The organism is Halorientalis brevis, from assembly GCF_023077655.1.
Genome location: NZ_JALLGV010000001.1, coordinates 175,102 through 193,903, shown reverse-complemented (window position 1 = coordinate 193,903; position 18,802 = coordinate 175,102). Strand labels below are relative to the sequence as shown.

Here is an 18,802-nt window from a genome sequence, read left to right as displayed (position 1 = left end):
GTGTCGGTTTCGAAGTTTCAATTTGAACCTCATTTCTTAATAGGGGGGACTCGACTGGGGAATCGTCCGAAATGGATTCGTTCCAAACACTCCTTATCATCGCCTATATTGCGTGCGGTCTTTTGCCGTTGATTCTCGTCCGTCCGGTGCTCCGGAACAGGGACAATCCGGGAGCGGTCGGCATGGGAATCGTCATTGCGGGGCTCAGCCTCTGGGGACTCGCCAGTGCTGCACACACGGCTGTCACGACGCAGGGACTGGCGTTCATCACCTGGAACGTTCTCCTCCTGGGCGCGAGTTTCTCGATCATCGGTTGGTTTCTCGTCTTATCTGTGTACACTGGGCTGCTCACACCGACGCGTCGCGTGCTTGGTCTCCTCGCGCTCGAACCCCTCCTTTTCCAATTGTTCGTCTGGACGAATCCCGCTCACCACCTCGTCTACGGTCAGGGAACCTCGTTTACCGCCGTCACGAGCATCGTGTCGAACTATCAGGCTATCTTCTGGGTGCACGCCGTCGTCGGATACGTGTTCAACCTCGTCGCTGCCCTGCTCGTTCTCAGTGAGGTGCTCAGTGCACGCGGCGTTCGCCGAACGCAGAGCATTGCACTGTTCGCGAGCCTGATTCCGCCGACCATATTCAACGTGGTCCACATCGTTGCGGAGACGCCGTTCGACCTGACGCCGTTCGGGTACGTTGCGACGGTGTTCATCCTGGGCTGGGCGCTCTTTCGCGCGCAGCTGCTGGACATCGTCCCGATCGGTCGAGCACGGGCCGTCGAGAACATGTCGGACGCAGTCGTCACTGTCGATACCAACGGGCGAGTCGTCGACTGTAATCCGGCTGCCCGCGAGATGGTCGACGTCGGCCCGAACTACGTCGGCATCTCGGGTGAGGAATTCTTCTCCGCGTTCCCGGACGCGGTCGATCGCTTCCAAGACAGGGACGTGGTCGACACGGAGATCAGCGTCACCCAGGACGGTACTGTCCGATACTTCGACATTAGCATCTCGCCGATTCACGATCTCGCCGGTAAACAGGAGGGGCGACTGATCGTCCTTCGGGAGATCACGCTCCTGAAAAAACGGGAACAGGAGCTCCGGGAGCGCGAGCAGGAACTCGATCTGTTACGGCAGGTACTGTCACGCGTGCTTCGCCACAACATCCGGAACGACCTCACGGTCGTCAAAGGCTACAACGAACTGTTGGCCGCTGACCTCGCCGGTGAGCAGCAGGCGATGGCGGAGAAAGTCATCTCGAAAGCGGACGACCTGGTCGCGATCAGTGAGAAAGCACGATCCATCGAGAAACTGATCCAGAAAGACCAGCAGCCGATGACGATCGACCTGAGTCAGATCCTTACGGAGACGTTCAACGAATACCGGACGCAGTTTCCGACGGTGTCGTTCACGCTCGACTGTCCCGAGAACTGTACCGCGGTCGTGACGCCGTCTATCGAACTCGCAGTCAAGAATCTACTCGGGAACGCAGCGAAGCACAACGACTCGGCAGCCCCTGAGGTCGACGTGAGACTCACCGAACGTGACGAGACCGTTCGCCTGACCATCAGTGACAACGGACCGGGAGTACCCGCGCAGGAACTCCGAGTGCTCGAGCAGGGAGAGGAAACGCCGCTCGAACACGGGAGCGGCATCGGCCTCTGGATCGTGCACTGGGTCATCAGCAACTCGAACGCGTCCATCGACTTCGACGTCGACGACGACGGAACCACTGCCGTACTCACCGTCCCAGCGTGACCCAGCCTCGCGAGTCCCCACTCGACGTCCTGGGGCCGTCCCGATGAGCGAAGGAAGGGCTCGTTGGGGTCGCGTCGCGCCTACCCTGCTCGAACTGTCCCGGAGGACGTCGCTACTCCGTGATCCGTGGGACCACGTCGCTCGTGATACTCGCCCGTTGCGTTCTCGATGTTTTCGACGCGAACTGTGACGGTCGTTTCACCCGGGAGCGTGTAAGGAACGCCGTTCTCGTCGACGACCCAGTCCAGCCGGACGGTGACCGTGTTCGTCGGCTGCGACTCGGGATCGAGGTTGTCGGCCGTGACCGACAGTGTGCCGATCTCGACGGTCCCGTTGGCCGTGTTCGCGTCGAAGACTTGTGCGTCCGCCTCCGAGCGGTGATCGCCCCAGCTGGAGCCGGCTTGCATCGACGTGGCGTTGACGTCCAGATCCAGCGAGAGGCCGATGGCGGGCGGTCCCGTTCGGTTCGCGCTCATCGACATCGCACCGACACCTGCGGTGACGTCGTGGAGCGTCACGTTCGTCGCGGTTTCGTTCCCCACCGGGACCGAGAGCGTGGTGTTGCGCAGCGAGAACGACACGGGGCGTGGCGTCTCTGCGCCGATCACGAGTCGACGCTCCGCGACCGCACCGCCCTCGCTGGTGTCAGCACCGCGGAACGTGAAGTCGTACAGGCCGGCGTCCACGTCGTCGACGGTGAGCGTGAGGTTCTCCGTTCCGCTCGCCGGGAGTCGCGCGACCGTCGTGCCCCGGAACTGCTCGATGCTGACGGACTCGTCGGCGAACAGGTTCCGGAGGGTCTCGGCTCCGACCTCGTCCCCGCGGAACCGATCGGCGCTGACGAGCAGGTCGTAGTTCTGGCGCTCGGATTCGATCGTGAGCGTCGCGTTGGACTCGCCAGCGGCGCGATCGACGTACTGCTTCGGTTCGCGCCCGGGGTAGTAGCCCCGGTGGAGCTCCTGGGTCTCGAGCTGGAAGGTCGCACTGTCGCGGTCGCTCTCTTTCAGCGCCCACCCGCTCGTGCTCCGGATCGGCGATCCGTCGCTCGTCTGGAGGTAGTACGTCCCGCGCTCCAGGGTCGCTGATTCGACGATCACGCGGCCGTCCCCGTCGAGTTCGACGCGGCGGACGACGTGCGGATCGAAGTCGTCGTATTCGCCGGGCACGACGACGAGGTCGACCGTCTCACCAGCCGCGCTCGGCCGAACGAATTCCAGATCCTGGCCGCGGTAGTACGTCTCCCCGGATGTGAGCGGCTCGATCGGTGACTCCTCTTGGTCCGTGGCGTTCTCCGGGAGTGTCATCGTCAGGACGCTACTCGAGACGGTTCCGGACGGACCTGGGTACCCCTGTATCCCGACGAGAGTGACCTGCCGGTTCGATCCGGGAACTGCGACTGTCGACCTGGCGCCGTCGACGCGCTCGCTGAAGCGTTCGTTGCCGTTCGGTCCGACGCCGACGAGATAGCTGCTCGCGTCTTCGGGGTCGCTCATGTCACCGCCTCCGACGAGGGTGATGCCGTCGCCGTCGGGGAAGGCGTTCTGCACCTGCACGTCGTCCGCCTGCGGATACACTCGACTCCAGCGGGCGACGCCGTCACGTCCGAGTTTGGCCGCCCACGGGTTCTGTCCGTGGTGATCTGCGCTGTACGCGCCGGCGACGAGGTACCCGTCGTCGGTCGGCACCACGCCGGCGAGTCGCTCGACGCGAGAGCTCTCGTAGGTCCGATTCGCCTCGACGGCTCCGTCGTCGCCGGTCTCCAGCACCCACGGGTGTTCGTATCCGACGGTGCCGGCGATGAGATAGCCGTCGCCGTGCGCTTCGATCGTCTGCGGCGAGGCGTCGATCTCGTACGTGCGATTCCAGCGCAGGTCGCCGTCAGTGCCGAACTGCTGGAGGGTGACGGCTTCTCGGTCCGGCGACGGACCGATGAGCGCAGGGCCGTCGGCGCCGACGGCGAACCCGCCGCCACCGTAGTGCCCACTGCGGTTGAGCGGTTCTCGCCATCTGACCTCGCCGGCTTCCGTCGCGCTGACCAGCCAGACGGAGTACCCGCCGAACCCGTCCTCCGACGGCTCGTACGCGTACTGGAGGAAGTAGACGTTACCGTTCGGTCCGGTATCGAGGGCAGCGATACCGCTTCGGTTCGCCGTGTCGTAACTCCGGGTCCACGCCGTCGACCCGTTGGCGGCGAGCTTCAACAGGGTACCGTCTCCGTCTCGGAAGCCGGTACTCCCGCCGAGGAGGACACCACCGTCGGGCGTTCTCGTGGCCGTTACGATGGCCGTGTCGTTGAAGGTTCGATTGCTGCCGTCGTCGGCCGACTGGGCTGACGACGCGTCCGATACACCCGTCTCACTGGCCGTCACTGGCGCCGCCATCGCGGCGACGCCGAGGAGGGCGACGATGACTGCCAGTTCACGTGTTCGCAGTCTGCGAGGACACATCGTCCGAGGGGTTTCATTTCATTCGAGAACAACCTTTCGAAATTAGAGACGTCTGTGAGAACGTGTGTCGTAACCAGACGCGACGTGTCCACCGGGACGTTACTGGTCGTCCTGGAGTCGTTTCGTCGTCTCGATCAGCGGATGGTGGGCGTAGTCGACCTCTTCGATGTCGTCGATGCTGGAGAGATTCTCCTTTTCGGCGGTCTTCGCCATGCCCAACTCGACGCGTTCGTCGATGACGATGACGTACGCGTCCATCTTTTCGATGTCCAGTTTGTCGGCGGCTTTCACGCGGTGGTGCCCGTCTGCGAGCAGCAACTGGCCGTCGTTGTCGATGACGACGAGCGGTTCGGCGAGGCCACGCTCGAGTTCGTACCGTCGGCCTTCGAGTTCGTCGGCGTACACTCGACTCTGGGTGGGAATCAGGTCCGACAGGGGGACCTTCCGGCGATCCTCGCTGGCCTCGATGCCGTGGATGCTTTCGAGCGTCCGGATCAGCTTGTCGACTTTCCCGGGCGTCGCGCGCTCGATCTGGCTGCGGATGACGTCGGCGTTGCTGATGATCCCGACGAGATTGCCGGCGTCGTCGACGACCGGGAGGCGCTGGATCCCCGCCCGGAGGATGACCCGAGACGCGTCGGTCAACTTCATGTCCGGATGTGCGACCAGCAGATCCTGGGTCATGACCTTGAAAATCGGCTCGTGATCTTCGGCCAGCAGGAGGTCGCGTGCGCTGACGAACCCCTCGACGTGGCGACCGTCACAGACCGGGAACCCGCTGTGGGTGTCGTCAGACTCAGCAATGCGTCGAGCGACGTCGTCGACGAAATCATCGGGTGACACGGTCGCAACGTCGCGGGTCATGTAATCTTTGACCCGTGGCTTCCCGTCGTCGTCCATCAGGGGAGTCATCTTCCCCCGCGGTGAAAACCCCTTCGCTACCGTCCCTATTCGGTCGTCGACACCGGCTCGTGGCCCTCACCGAGTCGCGAACCACGAGTCGTCGGTCGTGAACGCCAACCCGGCCGTCTCCCGTCGTGGCCGAGACCTGAGTGCCTCGTAGAAGCGCTCGGTGACGAACGTCTCCAGATCCGTCGAGGGACTGGGTTCCGAGGTCACTGCGGCCGTCGACTCGCCGTCTGACGCGCTCTCTTCGGACCCGACGGCGTCGACCGTCGCCTGGCCGTCGCCGTCGGCGCTCGTGATCGGCACCTCCGGGTCCGTCGCGAGCGTCGTCTCGGCGACCGGAATCTGTGCCCCGGCCATGTCGGCGTGGCCGCCGGCGCTGCCGATCTGGTCGAAGGCGTCCCGGAGCGTCTCGCCGAGGTCCAGGTCGGTGCCGCGGGCGCGACCGGACACGTAGATGACGCCGTCGATGACGCCGAAGACGACCGTCGCGTTGATCCCGTCGAGGTCGAGTAACTGGTCGGCTGCCTGGGCGAGCGCGTCCCTGTCACCGAGGCCGTCGACGCAACTCGTGAGGACTGCTCCGCGGCGCTCGCGGTTGCTGATCGCGCTCGCGACGGTCTCCATCGTATCGCCGCTGATGCTGGGCGACTCGATCCGTTCGAGCGTGCCGATGTCGGCCGTCGGGACGATCGTCGCAGCCGCGTGGAAGTCCGCGATGGACACCTCCCGACTGAAGTCTTTGGTGTCGATTCGAATCCCGAACAGCAGCGCCGTCGCGACCGTCTCGTCGAGTTGGATGCCGAACTGCTGGAGGTACTGGACGAGGAGCGTGCTCGTCGCACCGACGCTGCTCCGCAGGTCCACGAATCGGGCGTCGACGGGCGCCCGCGGCGGATGGTGGTCGATCACGATGTCGATGTCCGTGTCCGGCGGCAACTGATCGTTGACGCCGGGGCGCGAGTGATCGACCAGCGCGAAGCCGGCGTACTCCGAGAGATCGACGTCGGACTCCAGGCGACAGAGGTCCAGGTCGAGCAGATTGATGAACGCGCGGTTCTCCTGGTGGGAGATGCGGCCGTAGTAACAGATCTCGGCGTCGACGCCGAGCGCGTCCGCGATCCGCTGGAGGGCGACCGCGCTCGCGATCGCGTCCGGGTCCGGGTTGTCGTGTGTCACGATGGCCAGCGTGCCCTCGATGTCCCAGAATACCTGGCGGAGCTGGCGAATCTGGAGCCCGTCGTCGCCGATGCGATCCATCAGGAACTCCGTCGTCGCCGTCCCAGAGTCCACGACGTCGTCGGCGACCGAACGGAGCTCCGCCACGACGTCCGAATCCGGGTGGTCGCCTGCGTACGCTAACACAATCGCGCCGGGAAACGCGACGCTGACGGCGCGAGCCGCGTCGAGGTTGGCCGAAGGGTCGTCGTCCGCGACGACGACTGTGTCGACGCCGTCGACCTGTTCCCTGAGCGTCCCGGCATCGATGGTGGGCACGTGCGTGGCTGCGACGCCTTCTTCGCGCAATCGCTCGACGCGCCGCTCGTTCTCGTCGACGACGAGCAGCGTCCCCGGATAGCCCGCCATGGCTTCGACGAGGCCGTGTCCGAGCGACCCACACCCCACCACCAGCCGGGTGTCCATGTCCGTCCCTCACCGCCCGAGGTCAATAAAGGCTTAGAAGCAGGGCTGTCCGCCGACGAACCGGGAAACCAAGCACCGTCCACGGAGCGGACGGGCGTCTGCGATCGTTACTTCAGGCGTTCCTGCAGGAACGAGGGATGAGCGGCCGGAACGCCGTCGATGGTGAGGATGTCCTCGTTGATGACGTCCCCGAGCGCGTCGCCGTCGGGGGCGTGGACCTCGGCCATCAGCATGTGGTCGCCGCTCGAGGTGTACAACGCCTCTACCTCGTCGATGTTTTTCAGCGTCCGCGTCACCTCGACGTACCTCTCGCTTTCGACGTCCAACCCGACCAGGGCGATGGACTTCGAGGAGAGTTTCTTCGGATCGACGTCGGCAGAGTACCCGACGATGACGCCTTCGTCTTCCATCTTTTTGATGTACTTGCGAACGGTCGGTTTGGAGACGTTTGCCCGTTCGGCGATCTCCGCGTAGGATGCCTGGGCATCCTCCTCCAGAACAGATAAGATGCGTTCCTCCGTGGACTCGACGGCCATAGTAGTAGGTTTTGCTTCCGCGAAAAAATACCTTCCGAATCCGCAAATCGCGGTTTGGCTGGTCGAGTCTCGATTCGTTCCGGCCGACATCGCACCGTCGCCTACCGACGAAACCCCACGAACAGCGGTTTGCAGCCGTCCGGAGACGATTGTCGCTCTGTGGACAGGAACGCGACGGTGGTCGGGGAGTGGAAAATATCGGCGTGGTGGGTTACCGGTGGTAGTGCATCAGGTCGGCGGACCGCTCCCACTCGGCGTCGTCGTCGAAGTACTTCTCGGCGAGCGGCTCCTCGGGCATCTCACCGATCGCGCGCTTCTCTTCGCCGTAGGACGGGCGGTCCTCGTCGACGTAGAAGCGGCCGGTGAGGACTTCGCCCTCGTACAGTTTGGACTCGACTTCGTACATCATCTTCCCGGCTTCCTCCCGGTCGGTCACGTCGAAGTCGTAGTCGTCGGACTGCTGGACGTCCGTGTACGGGACGTACTGTTTCGCGTCCTTGTTCCAGGTGGGACACTGGGTCAGGAAGTCCACGTGGGCGAAGCCGTCGTGCTCGATCGCCTCGGCGAGGATCTCCTTGGCCTGGTTGGGGTTGACGGCCGCCGTCCGGGCCACGTAGGTCGCCCCGGCGGTCAGCGACAGCGAGAGCGGCCGGATCGGCGATTTGGCGCTCCCGTGGGGCTGGGTCTTGGACTTGTGGCCCATCGGACTCGTCGGGGAGGTCTGACCCTTCGTCAGCCCGAAGATCTCGTTGTTGAACACGATGTAGGTCATGTCGTGGTTCTCGCGGGCCGTGTGGATGAAGTGGTTGCCGCCGATCCCGTAGCCGTCACCGTCACCGCCGGCCGCGATGACCTCCAGACCGGGGTTGGCCAACTTGGCAGCGCGAGCGACCGGCAGCGATCGGCCGTGGATGGTGTGGAAGCCGTAGCTCTCGAAATACGAAGAGAGCTTCCCGGAACAGCCGATGCCGGTACACAGGAGCGTCTCCTCGGGGGTACGGCCCACTTCGGGCATGGCCTGTTTCAGCGCCTTGAGGACGCCGAAGTCGCCACAACCCGGACACCACGTCGGTTGCGGTTCGATGCCGGGGGTAAACTCGTCGCGGTCGATCTCCCGTTCTTCGTCGATTGCACTGAATGCACTCATGATTAATCACCTGCCGCAGGGACGAATTTCGTTCCCTCGGGGATTTCCGGCTCCCCGTCGACCGTCCGTTTGAACCCGTCGACGACCTCGTAGGGCTCGAACGGTTCGCCGTTGTACTTGAGGAAGCTGTGCAGTTTCGGCCCGAACCGACCCAGTTCCTTCTGGGTGAGGCCGCGGAACTGCGCGGTCGCGTTCATCTCCACGACGACGCACTCCTCGACCGATTCGAGGAAGTCCGTGACTTCCTGTTCCGGGAAGGGGGCGAGGTCGCTGACGCCCAGGGCCTTCACGGAGTGACCGTTGTCGTTCAGTCGGTCGACGGCCTCGAACACCGTGTCCTGGTGACTGCCCCACGCCATGATGCCGTACTCGGCGTCCTCGGGGCCGTGGTACGTCTGGTGGGACTCCTCGCCGCCGTCGAGTTCCTCGCGAATGGCGTTCAGTTTGTCGAGTCGGGCGTCCATCTGGAGGACGCGGTTCGTCGGGTCCTCGCTGATGTGGCCGACCTCGTTGTGCTCGTTGCCGGTCGCGAGGAACCGACCGCCCTTCTGGCCGGGCACCGAACGCTGGGCGACGCCGTCCTCGCGGTCGTAGTTGAACCGCTTGAACTTTCCGGAGGCGTGGTGGGCGGCTTCAGCGAGTTCCTCCTCGGTCATGGTCGCGCCGGGGTCCGGATTTGGTTCCCGGTCGAAGAAGGACTCGTCGACGTTGCGCAGTTCCCCCTGGAGCTTCTGGTCGTAGACGAGAATCGCAGGGATCTGGTACTCGTAGGCGAGGCGGAACGCCGCGCGAATCTGGTCGTAACACTCCCGGATGTTGGCCGGGGCGAACACCACGCGCGTGGAGTCGCCCTGGCTCGTATACAGGACGTGTTCGAGGTCTGCCTGCTCTGGTTTGGTCGGCATCCCGGTCGATGGGCCGGCGCGCATCGCCTCGATGAGGACGACCGGCGTCTCGGTCATCTCCGCTAGCCCGAGTGGCTCGGACATCAGCGCGAAGCCGCCGCCGGACGAGCCGGACATCGCCTTCACGCCGGCGTGGGAGGCGCCGATCGCCAGCGACGCGGCGGCGATCTCGTCCTCGACCTGCTCGGAGATGCCGCCGATCTCGGGCAGGTGCTTGGACATGATCGTGAACACGTCGGTCCACGGCGTCATCGGATAGCCCGAGATGAACCGACAGCCCTCGTCGATCGCCCCGTAGGCGATGGCGTTCGACCCCGAGAGCAGGACTTGCTGTTCGTCGTGCTCGCCCGTCGGTGCGCGGAGGTCGTGCGTGAACTCGTAGTTCTCTTTGACGTCCTCGTAGGCCTCTTCGAGGATCTGCAGGTTCGCCTCCAGCACGTCGCCGGACATGGCGTCTTCCATCAGGTCCTCGACGTGGGTCAGATCCATGTCGAGTAGCGCTGCCGTCGCGCCCACGCCGGCGGTGTTGCGCATGACCTCGCGGCCGTGCTCGCGGGCCAGGCCGCGCAGATCCAGGGGGTAGACGTGCCAGTCGTTCTCCTCGGCGCGCTCGTCGAGGTCGGCGACGTCGTCCTCGTCGAGGAGCCCTTCGTCGTAGACGACGACGCCGCCCTCGTTCAGTTCGTCAAGGTTCTCGGTGAGCGGTTTGACTTCCTCGTTGCCGTAGTAGGAGTCCTCCGAGGGGTTCCGCGCGAAGCTGTCGCCCAGCGCCAGGAGGAAGTTGAAGCCGTCGCCCCGCGAGCGGACCGGCTCCGAGTCCGCGCGTACTTCCACGTACGTATGCCCGCCGCGAATACGCGACGGATAGTGTCTGTGTGTGAACACGTGCAGTCCCGCCCGCATCAAGGCCTTGGCGAAGTTCTGGCTCGTCGAATCGATCCCGTCCCCGGAACCGCCAGCGATTCGCCACATCAATTCCGTGTCTGTCATGATAAATCATCGGCCGTGGTCGGCCGCCGTATACGAGAAACCGTTCGCCGTAGCCAAAGAGTTTGCGAATTGTTAGCACGAATTAATAATGACAAATCGCGGAAACAAACACAGAAGTTCGTGATGAACAGCGGGGGCGTTGTCGGTCGTCACCCGGCTGTCACGCCCGGCCGCACAAACGCTAAGGGGACCGACCGCCGATGGAGGGACAAGGCGAATGTCTCTCACGGAACTGATCGCGGGGGTTGAAGCCCACGAGAAGACGCTGACGGTGTTCAACGCTGCCGACGCAGTCACCCAGGAGCTGCGCGATCAGTTCGCAGACCGGAACCTGACCGTGACGAGCGAGACGACAGCGAGCGGAAAACCCGGAGAGTTCGTCACGCTAAGCGACGACGGCGAGGTGCTGACGGCGACGAGTCTCGACAGGCTCCGGTCGACGCTCGCCGACGGCGAGACGGTCATCGGACTTTCGGAGAGCCCCTATCGTCCGCTGCTCGAGTACCTCGACGAGACGATGTTCACGTCCTGGAGCACTGATCGGATGGTCGCGGCCTCTCGGGAGATCGAAGATCGCGCCTGGCGAGTGGGCGACGGCGAACTCTACGCCGGCTTCCAGTACCTCTCGACGCTCCGCGGTGAGCTCCCCGCCTACGAACGACTGGGCTCGAAAAACCTCGACGTCCACGCGTACGCGACCCCCGACGAGGACCCGCCCAGCCATCTCGGGTTCACTCTCCACATCGAACGCGCCGAAGAGATCGAACAGTCCTGGTTCGTCGTCTTCGACGGCAACGGGAAGGACGCGAACAAGTGCGCACTGCTCGCTGAGGAGCGCGAGCCGCGATCCTTCTACGGCTTCTGGACCTACGACCCCGACACCGTCGACTGGATCATCGACTACCTGGACTCGGAGTACGGGTACGTCGAGCAGTGATCTGACGGCCCTTCACGGAGGTTACGGTCGTTACCCGTGCCTCACCACTGCCCGTAGATCAGATTGCGCTGCACCTCGTTGGCACCCTCGTAGATGACGGGGATGCGCACGTCGCGGTACACCCGAGAGATGCGGTTTTCGGTGAGCACGGATCGACCCCCGTGAAGTTGCATCCCGCGTTCGGCACACATAGTCGCGGTCTCGGTCGATTTGACCTTCGCCTGTGCGGCCCAGAAGCCAGCGTTCTCGTCGTCTTCCACCTTCTGACAGGCGCGCCAGTTGAGTGCGCGGGCGCTCTCGAACTCCGTGCGCATGTCCGCGAGCGTGTGCTGGACGGCCTGGAACTCGCTCACGGTGCGGCCGAACGCGTTGCGACCGTGGACGAAGTCGTAGGCTTCCTCGATGGCCGCGGCAGCGAGCCCGAGCCCGTGGCCGCCGACGACGACGCGACCGTGGTTGAAAAACTCCGCCAGCATGTAGAACCCCGCGCCCTCGGTACCGATGAGGTTCGCTTCGGGGATGCGGCAGTCGTCGAGGGTAATGTGGGCCTGCTTGGAGGCGCGAAAGCCCATCTTCTCGGGGATGTGTTCGGCCTCGTAGCCGGGCGCGTCGGTCGGAACGACGAACAGCGAGAAGTTGCCGTAGCGGTTCGTCTCGTCGTCGCCCGTCCGCGCGTACAGCGTGATCCAGTCGGCCTCGACGCCGTTGCCGATCCAGTACTTCTCGCCGTCGATGACCCACTCGTCGCCCTCCTTCCTGGCGGTGGTCTGCATCCCAGCCAGGTCGCTCCCGGTCTCGGGCTCGGACACCCCGAGCCCCGTGCGCTGGTCGTTTTCCGCGACCGGGCGGAGGAACTGTTCTTTCTGCCGCTCGTCGCCGTACTCCTGGAGGATCTCTGCGCCGAAACTCGCCAGTTGAAGGGTCAGGGCGATACCGGCATCCGCCCGGTAGAACTCCTCTGCGATCGCCAGCACTTGCGCGAGCGACAGTCCGCGGCCGCCGTACTCCTCGCTGATGTCCTGTGAGACCAATCCGGCGTCCATCCCGGCCTGGAGGATCTCCTCGGGATACTCGCCCGACTCGTAGTACTCGGCGGCGTTGGGCTCGATGTGCTCCGCCGCGAACTCTCTCGCTTCCTGTTTCACGTCGCGAGCGTGCTCGGGGACGATGTCCTCGGTCAGTAGTTCCATGCCGTACGTCCACAGGGGCCACACTTTATTAAGCGCATGGAACGCTGGAAAGTAAAAACGGGGTTGTAGTTTAATCTGGTAACGCAGGCAGGTAGAAAATATACCGTTTCTGAGGACGGGTGCGGCGGGACCCGGTCGCTCGATCAGTAGCCTGGTCGAGACGGCTCAGTCGTCGTCGGGGGCTGCTTCTTCCGGGACTTGCCCCTCGACGAGTGACTCGTCGGCGTACTGCTCGCGCAGGACCTTCTTGTCGAACTTCCCGGTCGCGGTTTTGGGGACCTCGTCGATGGTCATGAACTCGTCCGGGAGCCACCACTTCGGATACTCGTCCTGGATGAGGTCGCGCAGGTCGGCCTCCAACTGCTCGTCGTCGACGCCTTCGGCGGGGACGACGAACGCGACGGGTCGTTCCTGCCAGCGCTCGTGGGGAACGCCGATGACCGTCGCCTCTGCCACGTCCTCGTGCGCCATGAGAGCGTTCTCGAGTTCGACCGAGGAGATCCACTCGCCGCCGCTCTTGATGACGTCTTTCGACCGGTCGACGATCTTGACGTACCCGTCGTTGTCGACGCTGACGATGTCGCCCGTTTTCAGCCATCTTCCGGAAGACGTACCGTCTTCCGACTCCCCGGTCGCTTCGCTCCCGGGGACGTCTTCGAAGTCGGATTCGTTCGCTTCCGGACGCTTGAAGTACTCCGTGGTGACCCACGGTCCGCGGACGTACAGTTCGCCGAACTCCACGCCGTTCCAGGCGATCTCCTCGCCGTCGTCGTCGATGACCTTGAACTCAAGGCCGGGCGCGATGAGGCCCTGTTTGGTGCGCTTTTCGACCTGCGTGTCGTAGTCCGCGTCTTCGAGATCGCCCTTGAGATGCGAGACGCTGCCGATGGGCGCCATCTCGGTCATCCCCCAGGCGTGGAGGACTTCGACGCCGTGGTCGTCGAAGAAGCGCACCATCGCCTCGGGCGCTGCGCTCCCGCCGACGATGACGGTCTCCAGCTCGGAGAGGTCAACGTCGTTCTCCTTGACGTACTCCATCAGCCCGAGCCACACGGTCGGGACGCCCGCAGTGATCGTCACGCCCTCGTTTTCGATGAGTTTCGCGAGGTCTTCGGGCTCGGGCGATGGACCGGGATAGACGTGTTTCGCGCCGCCGGCCGTCGCACTGAATGGCATTCCCCAGGCGTTGACGTGGAACATCGGGACCACGGGCATGACGACGTCGGTGTCCTCCATCGGAATCCCCTGGGGCGACTGGCTCGCCATCGTGTGGCTCCAGAGCATCTTGTGGGTGTACTCGACGCCCTTCGGCTTGCCCGTCGTCCCCGAGGTGTAACACATCCCCGCGGGTCGGTCCTCGGAGAGCGTGGGCCAGTCGTAGTCGATGTCGTGGCCCTCGATGAACGACTCGTAGTCGGTGATCGGGTCGAGGTCGGTTTCGGGCACCTCGTCGCCGATGACGACGAACTGGTCGACGCCGTCGAACTCCTCGGCGCCGGCGGCTGCACCCTCAAGTTTCGGCAGGAGTGAGGGATCGACGAAAATGACGCTATCGTCGGCGTCGTCCACGATGAACTGGATGTGCTCGTCGGGGAGCAGCGGGTTGATGAGGTGGAGTTGCCGCCCCGTCGTCGGGATGGCGAAGTACGTCTCGAAGTGGCGGTTGTGGTTCCAGCAGAACGTCGCCACGCGGGCGTCCTCGGCGACGCCTGCCTCGTCCAGCGCGTGCGCGAGTTGTGCTGTCCGGTCGCTGAACTCGGTGTACGTGTACCGCTCGATTCCCTGGTGGGTACGGGAGACGATCTCGGTCTCGGGATAGAGTTTCTCCGCGCGCCACAAGAACGGCCGTAGGGTCTGGTCCGTGCCTCCGGGCATGTGAAGGGATACCAGCGCTTGCGCCTTGATTGTTCCCCCAAACTATGTTGGGATCTAGTTACGAAACGGTTGTCACTGTTTGGGTCCGGGGTGGCTGCAGTAACCAACGGAAACGAAGGACCAGGTCCGGACTACACTTCGAGTTGCTGCATCAGCCCGACGAGTTCGTTGAGCTGGGGGAACGTGTACACCTTGACGTCGATGTCCTCGTCCTGGGCGTGCACGCGAGAGTCGAACATCAGCGCCATGTCGCTGTCTCGGTCGCCGATGATCTCTTTGACCGTTCCGCTGCCGGGACCGAACGTGAAGTTCGGCGTTCCCATGTCGATGGTCGTCTCCAGCACGTTCGCCCACCCGTCGATGAACGCGCTGGTCATGATGTTGCCGATCTCCTGGATCGCGCTCTTCTCCATTTCGGTGAACCCGCTGGCGTTGGGGTCGGTGTCGCCCATGTCCCCGATCATCCCGGCTGCGAGGTTCTTCGCGCTCTGGGAGCTGAACAGAAAGAGAACGTGCCCGTGTGGCGGTTCCTTCATCTCGATGTAGATCCCGATCTGGCGCTCGTCGCCGACGTGTTTCAGGATGTCCGGCACGTCGATGAAGTTGATCTTCGTGATCTCCATCTCCGTTTCCATCCCGGTCATCTGGCTCATGTGGCTCGCGACCGTGTTCCCGCCCTCCTTGGCCATCTTGTTAAAAATACTCAACTTACGGATATCGATCATCAACTCGCTCATACTGGGCCCTAACTGCCCGTGAGTTCCCATGGGTCCTATATAACTGGTCCCCAGCGAGTATCAAATGCTATAACGTACGGCCCGGCGGCCCCGTCACGCCGTCCGGTGACTGACGGCGATCCCCTCGCCCAGCGGGATGACGCCGGTCTCGAAGGCGGGGTCGCCGCGGACGGCTTCGAGGTACTCGTAGACGCCCTGCGTCTGTGCGTTCACGTCACCGATGGGTTCGTCGCCCTCGACCAGCGTCGAGAGCGCATCGAAGTCGATCGGACCGGCAGTCATCGCGTTGTCGGCGACCACGACGCCGCCGGGGGCCACCTTCTCCCGGACGGACTCGAATGCCTCGCGGTACCGATCTTTCTCGTTGTCGATGAGTACCACGTCGAACGGGCCGTCGTACTCGTCGATCGTCTCGATGGCGTCGCCGAGTTCGTAGCTCGCGAGGTCGTCGAACCCGCCGCGGGCCATGTACTCGCGGGCCTGGTCCAGTTCGTCCTGGTCGACCTCTGTCAGGACGACCTCGCCGTCGTCGGGGAGCGCACGAGCGAACCAGTACGCCGAGTAGCCGAACCCGGAGCCGAACTCGAACACGCGGCGCGCGTCGACCAGGCGGGCGAGCAACTGGAGCCACCCGCCGACCTCGGGGCCGACCGTCGGGAATCCCTCGGCGGCGGCCTGGTCGTCCATCTCGTCGATGACGTCGTCGGTCTCGGGGCCGAGCATCCGCGCGAACCTGGCGCTCGTCTCGGGGACGATGTCCGCAGTCATCACCTCATCTTCACTCGGCGTGGACAAAACGCTGGCCCAGGACGTTACCGGTCTCGCGCGGCCACGATCCGGCTCACCCGCTCCGGATCGACCGGATTCGTCGTCACGCCGTCCGTTTTCAGTGCCGTCCCGACGATAGCGCCGTCGGCCACCGAGAGCAGGTCGCCGACGTTCTCGGGGGTGACGCCGCTGCCGACGAACACCGGGATCGACGCGTCGACGTCGTCGCGCTGGTCAGTTACGCGCCGGAGGTCGGTCGTCTCTGTCGCGCGCCCGGTCGCCGGTCCTGAGACGATCAGCCCGTCGGCGTTGCCGCGGTCGATGACGTCCGCGACGGCCGTCTCCAGCGTCCGATTCCCCAGCGGCGCGGAGTGTTTGACCGCCACGTCCGCGAAGATGGCGACGTCTGCGTCAAGCCGGTCGCGGAGGCGGAGCGTCTCGTGGGCCCGCCCCTCGATGACGCCCTGATCCGTGACGCGCGCGCCAGTGTGGACGTTCACGCGGACGAAGTCGGCGTCGACTGCCGCTGCGACCGAGAGCGCAGCGGTCGCGTCGTTTCGAAGGACGTTGATCCCCAGCGGGAGGTCGACGGCCGTCGAGATCACCTCGGCCACACACGTCATGTCTGCGACGACGTGCTCTGGAACGCTCTCGGGGTAGAACGGCGCATCACCGTAGTTCTCGATCACGAGTCCGTCGACGCCGCCGTCGGCGAGGGCGCGAGCGTCCGCGAGTGCACGCTCTCTGATCCCGGCCCGGCCGGCCTGCTCGTCGTAGCCAGGTGCGCCCGGGAGCGCCGGCAGGTGGACCATCCCGACGACGGGCTGGGCGGTGCCGAACGTCGCTGTGGGGTCGAGTGGCATTGTACCCTCTTCTCTGCCGGCGACAAAACAACTTGGCTGTCTGGGTGTCCGATCTCTAACGGGTCACCCGAACATACTCCCGGCTTCTGCCCGTAGTTCACTCGTCCGATGTCTCCCGACCACCCACAACCTGATCCGCTCTACCGATTCCGCCACCTGATCGGACCGGCGATCGACCACATCGCACACGCGTTCGGACAGCGGGAGTACGTCGTTCGCGACGAGGGGTACGTCGGCACGGCCCCGGAAACGGCACCGGAGTTCGAGAAGACGCTCCGTGACCTCGGCTTTGCCTGGGACCCGCTGAGCCTCTACCACCACACGCCATCGGGACGGACGTCAGACGCGAGTTGGACCTACCGGGAGACCCCACTGGTGGACCGGCAACTCCACGTCGTGCTCTTCGAACAGGGGGACGACACCGTCGACATCTACGCTCACGAGGAACCCAGTTGGGTCCGGCATCCGCTGAAACACGCGTTGATGGACGACATCGATCGCTCCAAAGGCGTCGCCAGGACGTGCGCGCTGTTCGATCAGGCAGCGATCGAGTACCAGCAAAAGTCACCCTCGGCGATCACAGCCGGGCGGCTCACTGACTCCATCCGAGCCAAGCTCCCCGTACTGTAGCAGTCAGTCACAGTCGGGCGACGGTCGAAAAGACCGCCTGTCGTCGATCAGTCGTCCTTCCACTTGATCGAGCAGCCGCGACTCGGCTTGAACTCGTCGTCGATCGCTTCGCCGTCGAGCAGGCGGTCGATGAGCTCGCGCATCTCGTGGTTCGTCGGTTCGTCGTCGGGATTCAGCGCGTCGTCGATGCGGCCGTGGTACGCGAGCCTGAACTCTCCGTCGTCGGCCTCGAAGAGGAACGGGTCGGGCGTACACACGGCGCCGTACTCCCGGGCGACGTCCTGGGACTCGTCGCGGAGGTACGCGTCGTACTGGATCGTCCCGTCGGCGACGAGCTCCTGCATCTTCTCGTAGGAGTCCTCGGGATACTCCTCGGCGTCGTTGGCGTTGATCCCGATGACGGCGACGGAGTCGTAGGCGTCGGCGATGTGGTTCAACTCGTCGAACTTCGCCTTCGCGTACGGACAGTGGTTACACGTGAACACGACGAGTGCTGCGTCGTGGTCGTCGAAGTCCGCCAGCGAGTGCGTCTCCCCGTCTGCGCCCTCGAGTTCGAACTCGGGTGCGACGTCCCCGCGCTCGATGGCGTCCGCTTCGGAGTCGAGTGCGACCATACGAACGGTTTGGAGGGCCGCAACCAAAAGGATGGTACTACCGTGGTCAGACCAACGACTGGCAGTTACTCGTCACTGTCGGTGTGGACGTAGTTGCGGACGGTCACGTATCCGGGGACGAACAGCGAACCGACGACGCCGGCACCGACGCCGAGCAGCGTTCTCGTCTCGGTGCTGGAGGTCGGGGAACCGACTGCCTGCAACGCGAACTGACCGCTGTGCCAGACCGCGAGCACGGCACCGATCGTCGCGAGGACCGCCGCCAGTGCACGGACCGGGATGGACACGAGCTTGCGGGCATGGGAGGGGGACATGCATGCGGTCGTTGGCGGGTCCGACCCATGTGTCTTCAGCCAATCCTTTGTGGCCCTTTTAATTCACGCCAGTGAGGTAGACGGCAAGTATCGCGAAGCCGATCCCGGCTAGTTTCCGGGCTGTGAGCGGTTCATCGAGGACGGCCATCCCGATGATGGAACTCGTGACGATGAACAGACCGAAGATCGGAACGACGACGCTCACCGGTCCGGCTGCGAGCGCCCGGTAGTACGCGAGAATGCCGATCGTGAGACAGATCCCGGCACCGTAGGCGTAGATCGCGTGGGAGTCAGTGAGATACGGGACGACGGCCGTGTCGGAGGCGACGACGACGACCGTAGCACCGATCACGAGCATCCCGTTCGCGACCAGGAGCGCGACGTCGCTGGGGATCTCGGCCGTCGCAAGCTTCACCAGCGGTGCAACGAGCGTGTAACTCGCCAGTGCCAGCAGTGCCCACGAGAGATAGCGCATGGAGAGACGCAGTGTCTCATCGTGATAGCCCTTTCCTGTTGACGTCGACGCAGTTCCGTCGCGACCG

At 64.3% G+C, this 18,802-nt stretch carries 17 protein-coding genes; 3 read left to right on the top strand and 14 right to left on the bottom strand.

Annotation, left to right across the window (positions count from 1 at the left end):
- Nucleotides 1-71 precede the first annotated feature (71 nt).
- A complete protein-coding gene (locus tag MU553_RS01035) occupies nt 72-1,757 on the top strand; it encodes a histidine kinase N-terminal 7TM domain-containing protein (protein WP_247373514.1) in 1,686 nt (561 codons plus the stop codon).
- Nucleotides 1,758-1,837: 80 nt separating this feature from the next.
- On the opposite strand, the gene MU553_RS01030 is transcribed toward MU553_RS01035, so the two are convergent.
- The 6 genes from MU553_RS01030 to MU553_RS01005 form a co-directional block, all read right to left on the bottom strand.
- Complete coding sequence (locus tag MU553_RS01030) at nt 1,838-4,204, bottom strand: hypothetical protein (protein WP_247373512.1); 2,367 nt, start codon at nt 4,202-4,204, stop codon at nt 1,838-1,840.
- Nucleotides 4,205-4,303: 99 nt separating this feature from the next.
- The gene (locus tag MU553_RS01025; RefSeq protein ID WP_247373510.1) at nt 4,304-5,104 is read right to left on the bottom strand and encodes a CBS domain-containing protein; all 801 of its coding nucleotides are present in this window, start codon (nt 5,102-5,104) and stop codon (nt 4,304-4,306) included.
- A gap of 78 nt (nt 5,105-5,182) precedes the next feature.
- Nucleotides 5,183-6,754: a DHH family phosphoesterase gene (locus tag MU553_RS01020; protein WP_247373497.1), complete on the bottom strand. Its 1,572-nt coding sequence runs from the start codon at nt 6,752-6,754 to the stop codon at nt 5,183-5,185.
- 107 nt (nt 6,755-6,861) lie between these two features.
- A complete protein-coding gene (gene lrpA1, locus MU553_RS01015) occupies nt 6,862-7,290 on the bottom strand; it encodes an HTH-type transcriptional regulator LrpA1 (RefSeq protein ID WP_247373495.1) in 429 nt (142 codons plus the stop codon).
- A 211-nt stretch (nt 7,291-7,501) separates the two neighbouring features.
- Nucleotides 7,502-8,437, bottom strand: a complete 936-nt coding sequence (locus tag MU553_RS01010; protein WP_247373493.1) for a thiamine pyrophosphate-dependent enzyme — start codon at nt 8,435-8,437, stop codon at nt 7,502-7,504.
- 2 nt (nt 8,438-8,439) lie between these two features.
- A complete protein-coding gene (locus MU553_RS01005) occupies nt 8,440-10,332 on the bottom strand; it encodes a 2-oxoacid:acceptor oxidoreductase subunit alpha (protein ID WP_247373491.1) in 1,893 nt (630 codons plus the stop codon).
- A 217-nt stretch (nt 10,333-10,549) separates the two neighbouring features.
- Here MU553_RS01005 and MU553_RS01000 point away from each other — a divergent pair, with 217 nt between their 5' ends.
- Nucleotides 10,550-11,269: a DICT sensory domain-containing protein gene (locus tag MU553_RS01000; protein ID WP_247373489.1), complete on the top strand. Its 720-nt coding sequence runs from the start codon at nt 10,550-10,552 to the stop codon at nt 11,267-11,269.
- Between the two features lie 41 nt (nt 11,270-11,310).
- Here MU553_RS01000 and MU553_RS00995 read toward each other — a convergent pair whose 3' ends face one another.
- The 5 genes from MU553_RS00995 to MU553_RS00975 all read right to left on the bottom strand — a co-directional run bounded on the left by MU553_RS00995 (nt 11,311) and on the right by MU553_RS00975 (nt 16,702).
- Nucleotides 11,311-12,459: an acyl-CoA dehydrogenase family protein gene (locus tag MU553_RS00995; RefSeq protein ID WP_247373486.1), complete on the bottom strand. Its 1,149-nt coding sequence runs from the start codon at nt 12,457-12,459 to the stop codon at nt 11,311-11,313.
- A gap of 165 nt (nt 12,460-12,624) precedes the next feature.
- Nucleotides 12,625-14,334 carry a long-chain fatty acid--CoA ligase gene (locus MU553_RS00990; protein ID WP_247373484.1) on the bottom strand — a complete coding sequence of 570 codons (1,710 nt, stop codon included), beginning with the start codon at nt 14,332-14,334 and terminating at the stop codon, nt 12,625-12,627.
- Between the two features lie 131 nt (nt 14,335-14,465).
- The gene (locus MU553_RS00985) at nt 14,466-15,059 is read right to left on the bottom strand and encodes a chemotaxis protein CheC (protein WP_247376118.1); all 594 of its coding nucleotides are present in this window, start codon (nt 15,057-15,059) and stop codon (nt 14,466-14,468) included.
- A 105-nt stretch (nt 15,060-15,164) separates the two neighbouring features.
- On the bottom strand, nt 15,165-15,839 hold the full coding sequence (locus tag MU553_RS00980; RefSeq protein WP_247373482.1) for an O-methyltransferase: 675 nt from the start codon (nt 15,837-15,839) through the stop codon (nt 15,165-15,167).
- A gap of 44 nt (nt 15,840-15,883) precedes the next feature.
- The gene (locus MU553_RS00975; protein WP_247373479.1) at nt 15,884-16,702 is read right to left on the bottom strand and encodes a BtpA/SgcQ family protein; all 819 of its coding nucleotides are present in this window, start codon (nt 16,700-16,702) and stop codon (nt 15,884-15,886) included.
- Nucleotides 16,703-16,810: 108 nt separating this feature from the next.
- Here MU553_RS00975 and MU553_RS00970 point away from each other — a divergent pair, with 108 nt between their 5' ends.
- Complete coding sequence (locus MU553_RS00970) at nt 16,811-17,332, top strand: hypothetical protein (protein ID WP_247373466.1); 522 nt, start codon at nt 16,811-16,813, stop codon at nt 17,330-17,332.
- A gap of 47 nt (nt 17,333-17,379) precedes the next feature.
- Here MU553_RS00970 and MU553_RS00965 read toward each other — a convergent pair whose 3' ends face one another.
- The 3 genes from MU553_RS00965 to MU553_RS00955 form a co-directional block, all read right to left on the bottom strand.
- Complete coding sequence (locus MU553_RS00965) at nt 17,380-17,946, bottom strand: thioredoxin family protein (RefSeq protein ID WP_247373464.1); 567 nt, start codon at nt 17,944-17,946, stop codon at nt 17,380-17,382.
- A 65-nt stretch (nt 17,947-18,011) separates the two neighbouring features.
- Nucleotides 18,012-18,260 carry a hypothetical protein gene (locus tag MU553_RS00960; protein ID WP_247373462.1) on the bottom strand — a complete coding sequence of 83 codons (249 nt, stop codon included), beginning with the start codon at nt 18,258-18,260 and terminating at the stop codon, nt 18,012-18,014.
- Between the two features lie 58 nt (nt 18,261-18,318).
- Nucleotides 18,319-18,735 (bottom strand): EamA family transporter, encoded by a 417-nt coding sequence (locus MU553_RS00955; RefSeq protein ID WP_247373460.1) that lies wholly within the window; start codon nt 18,733-18,735, stop codon nt 18,319-18,321.
- Nucleotides 18,736-18,802 lie beyond the last annotated feature (67 nt).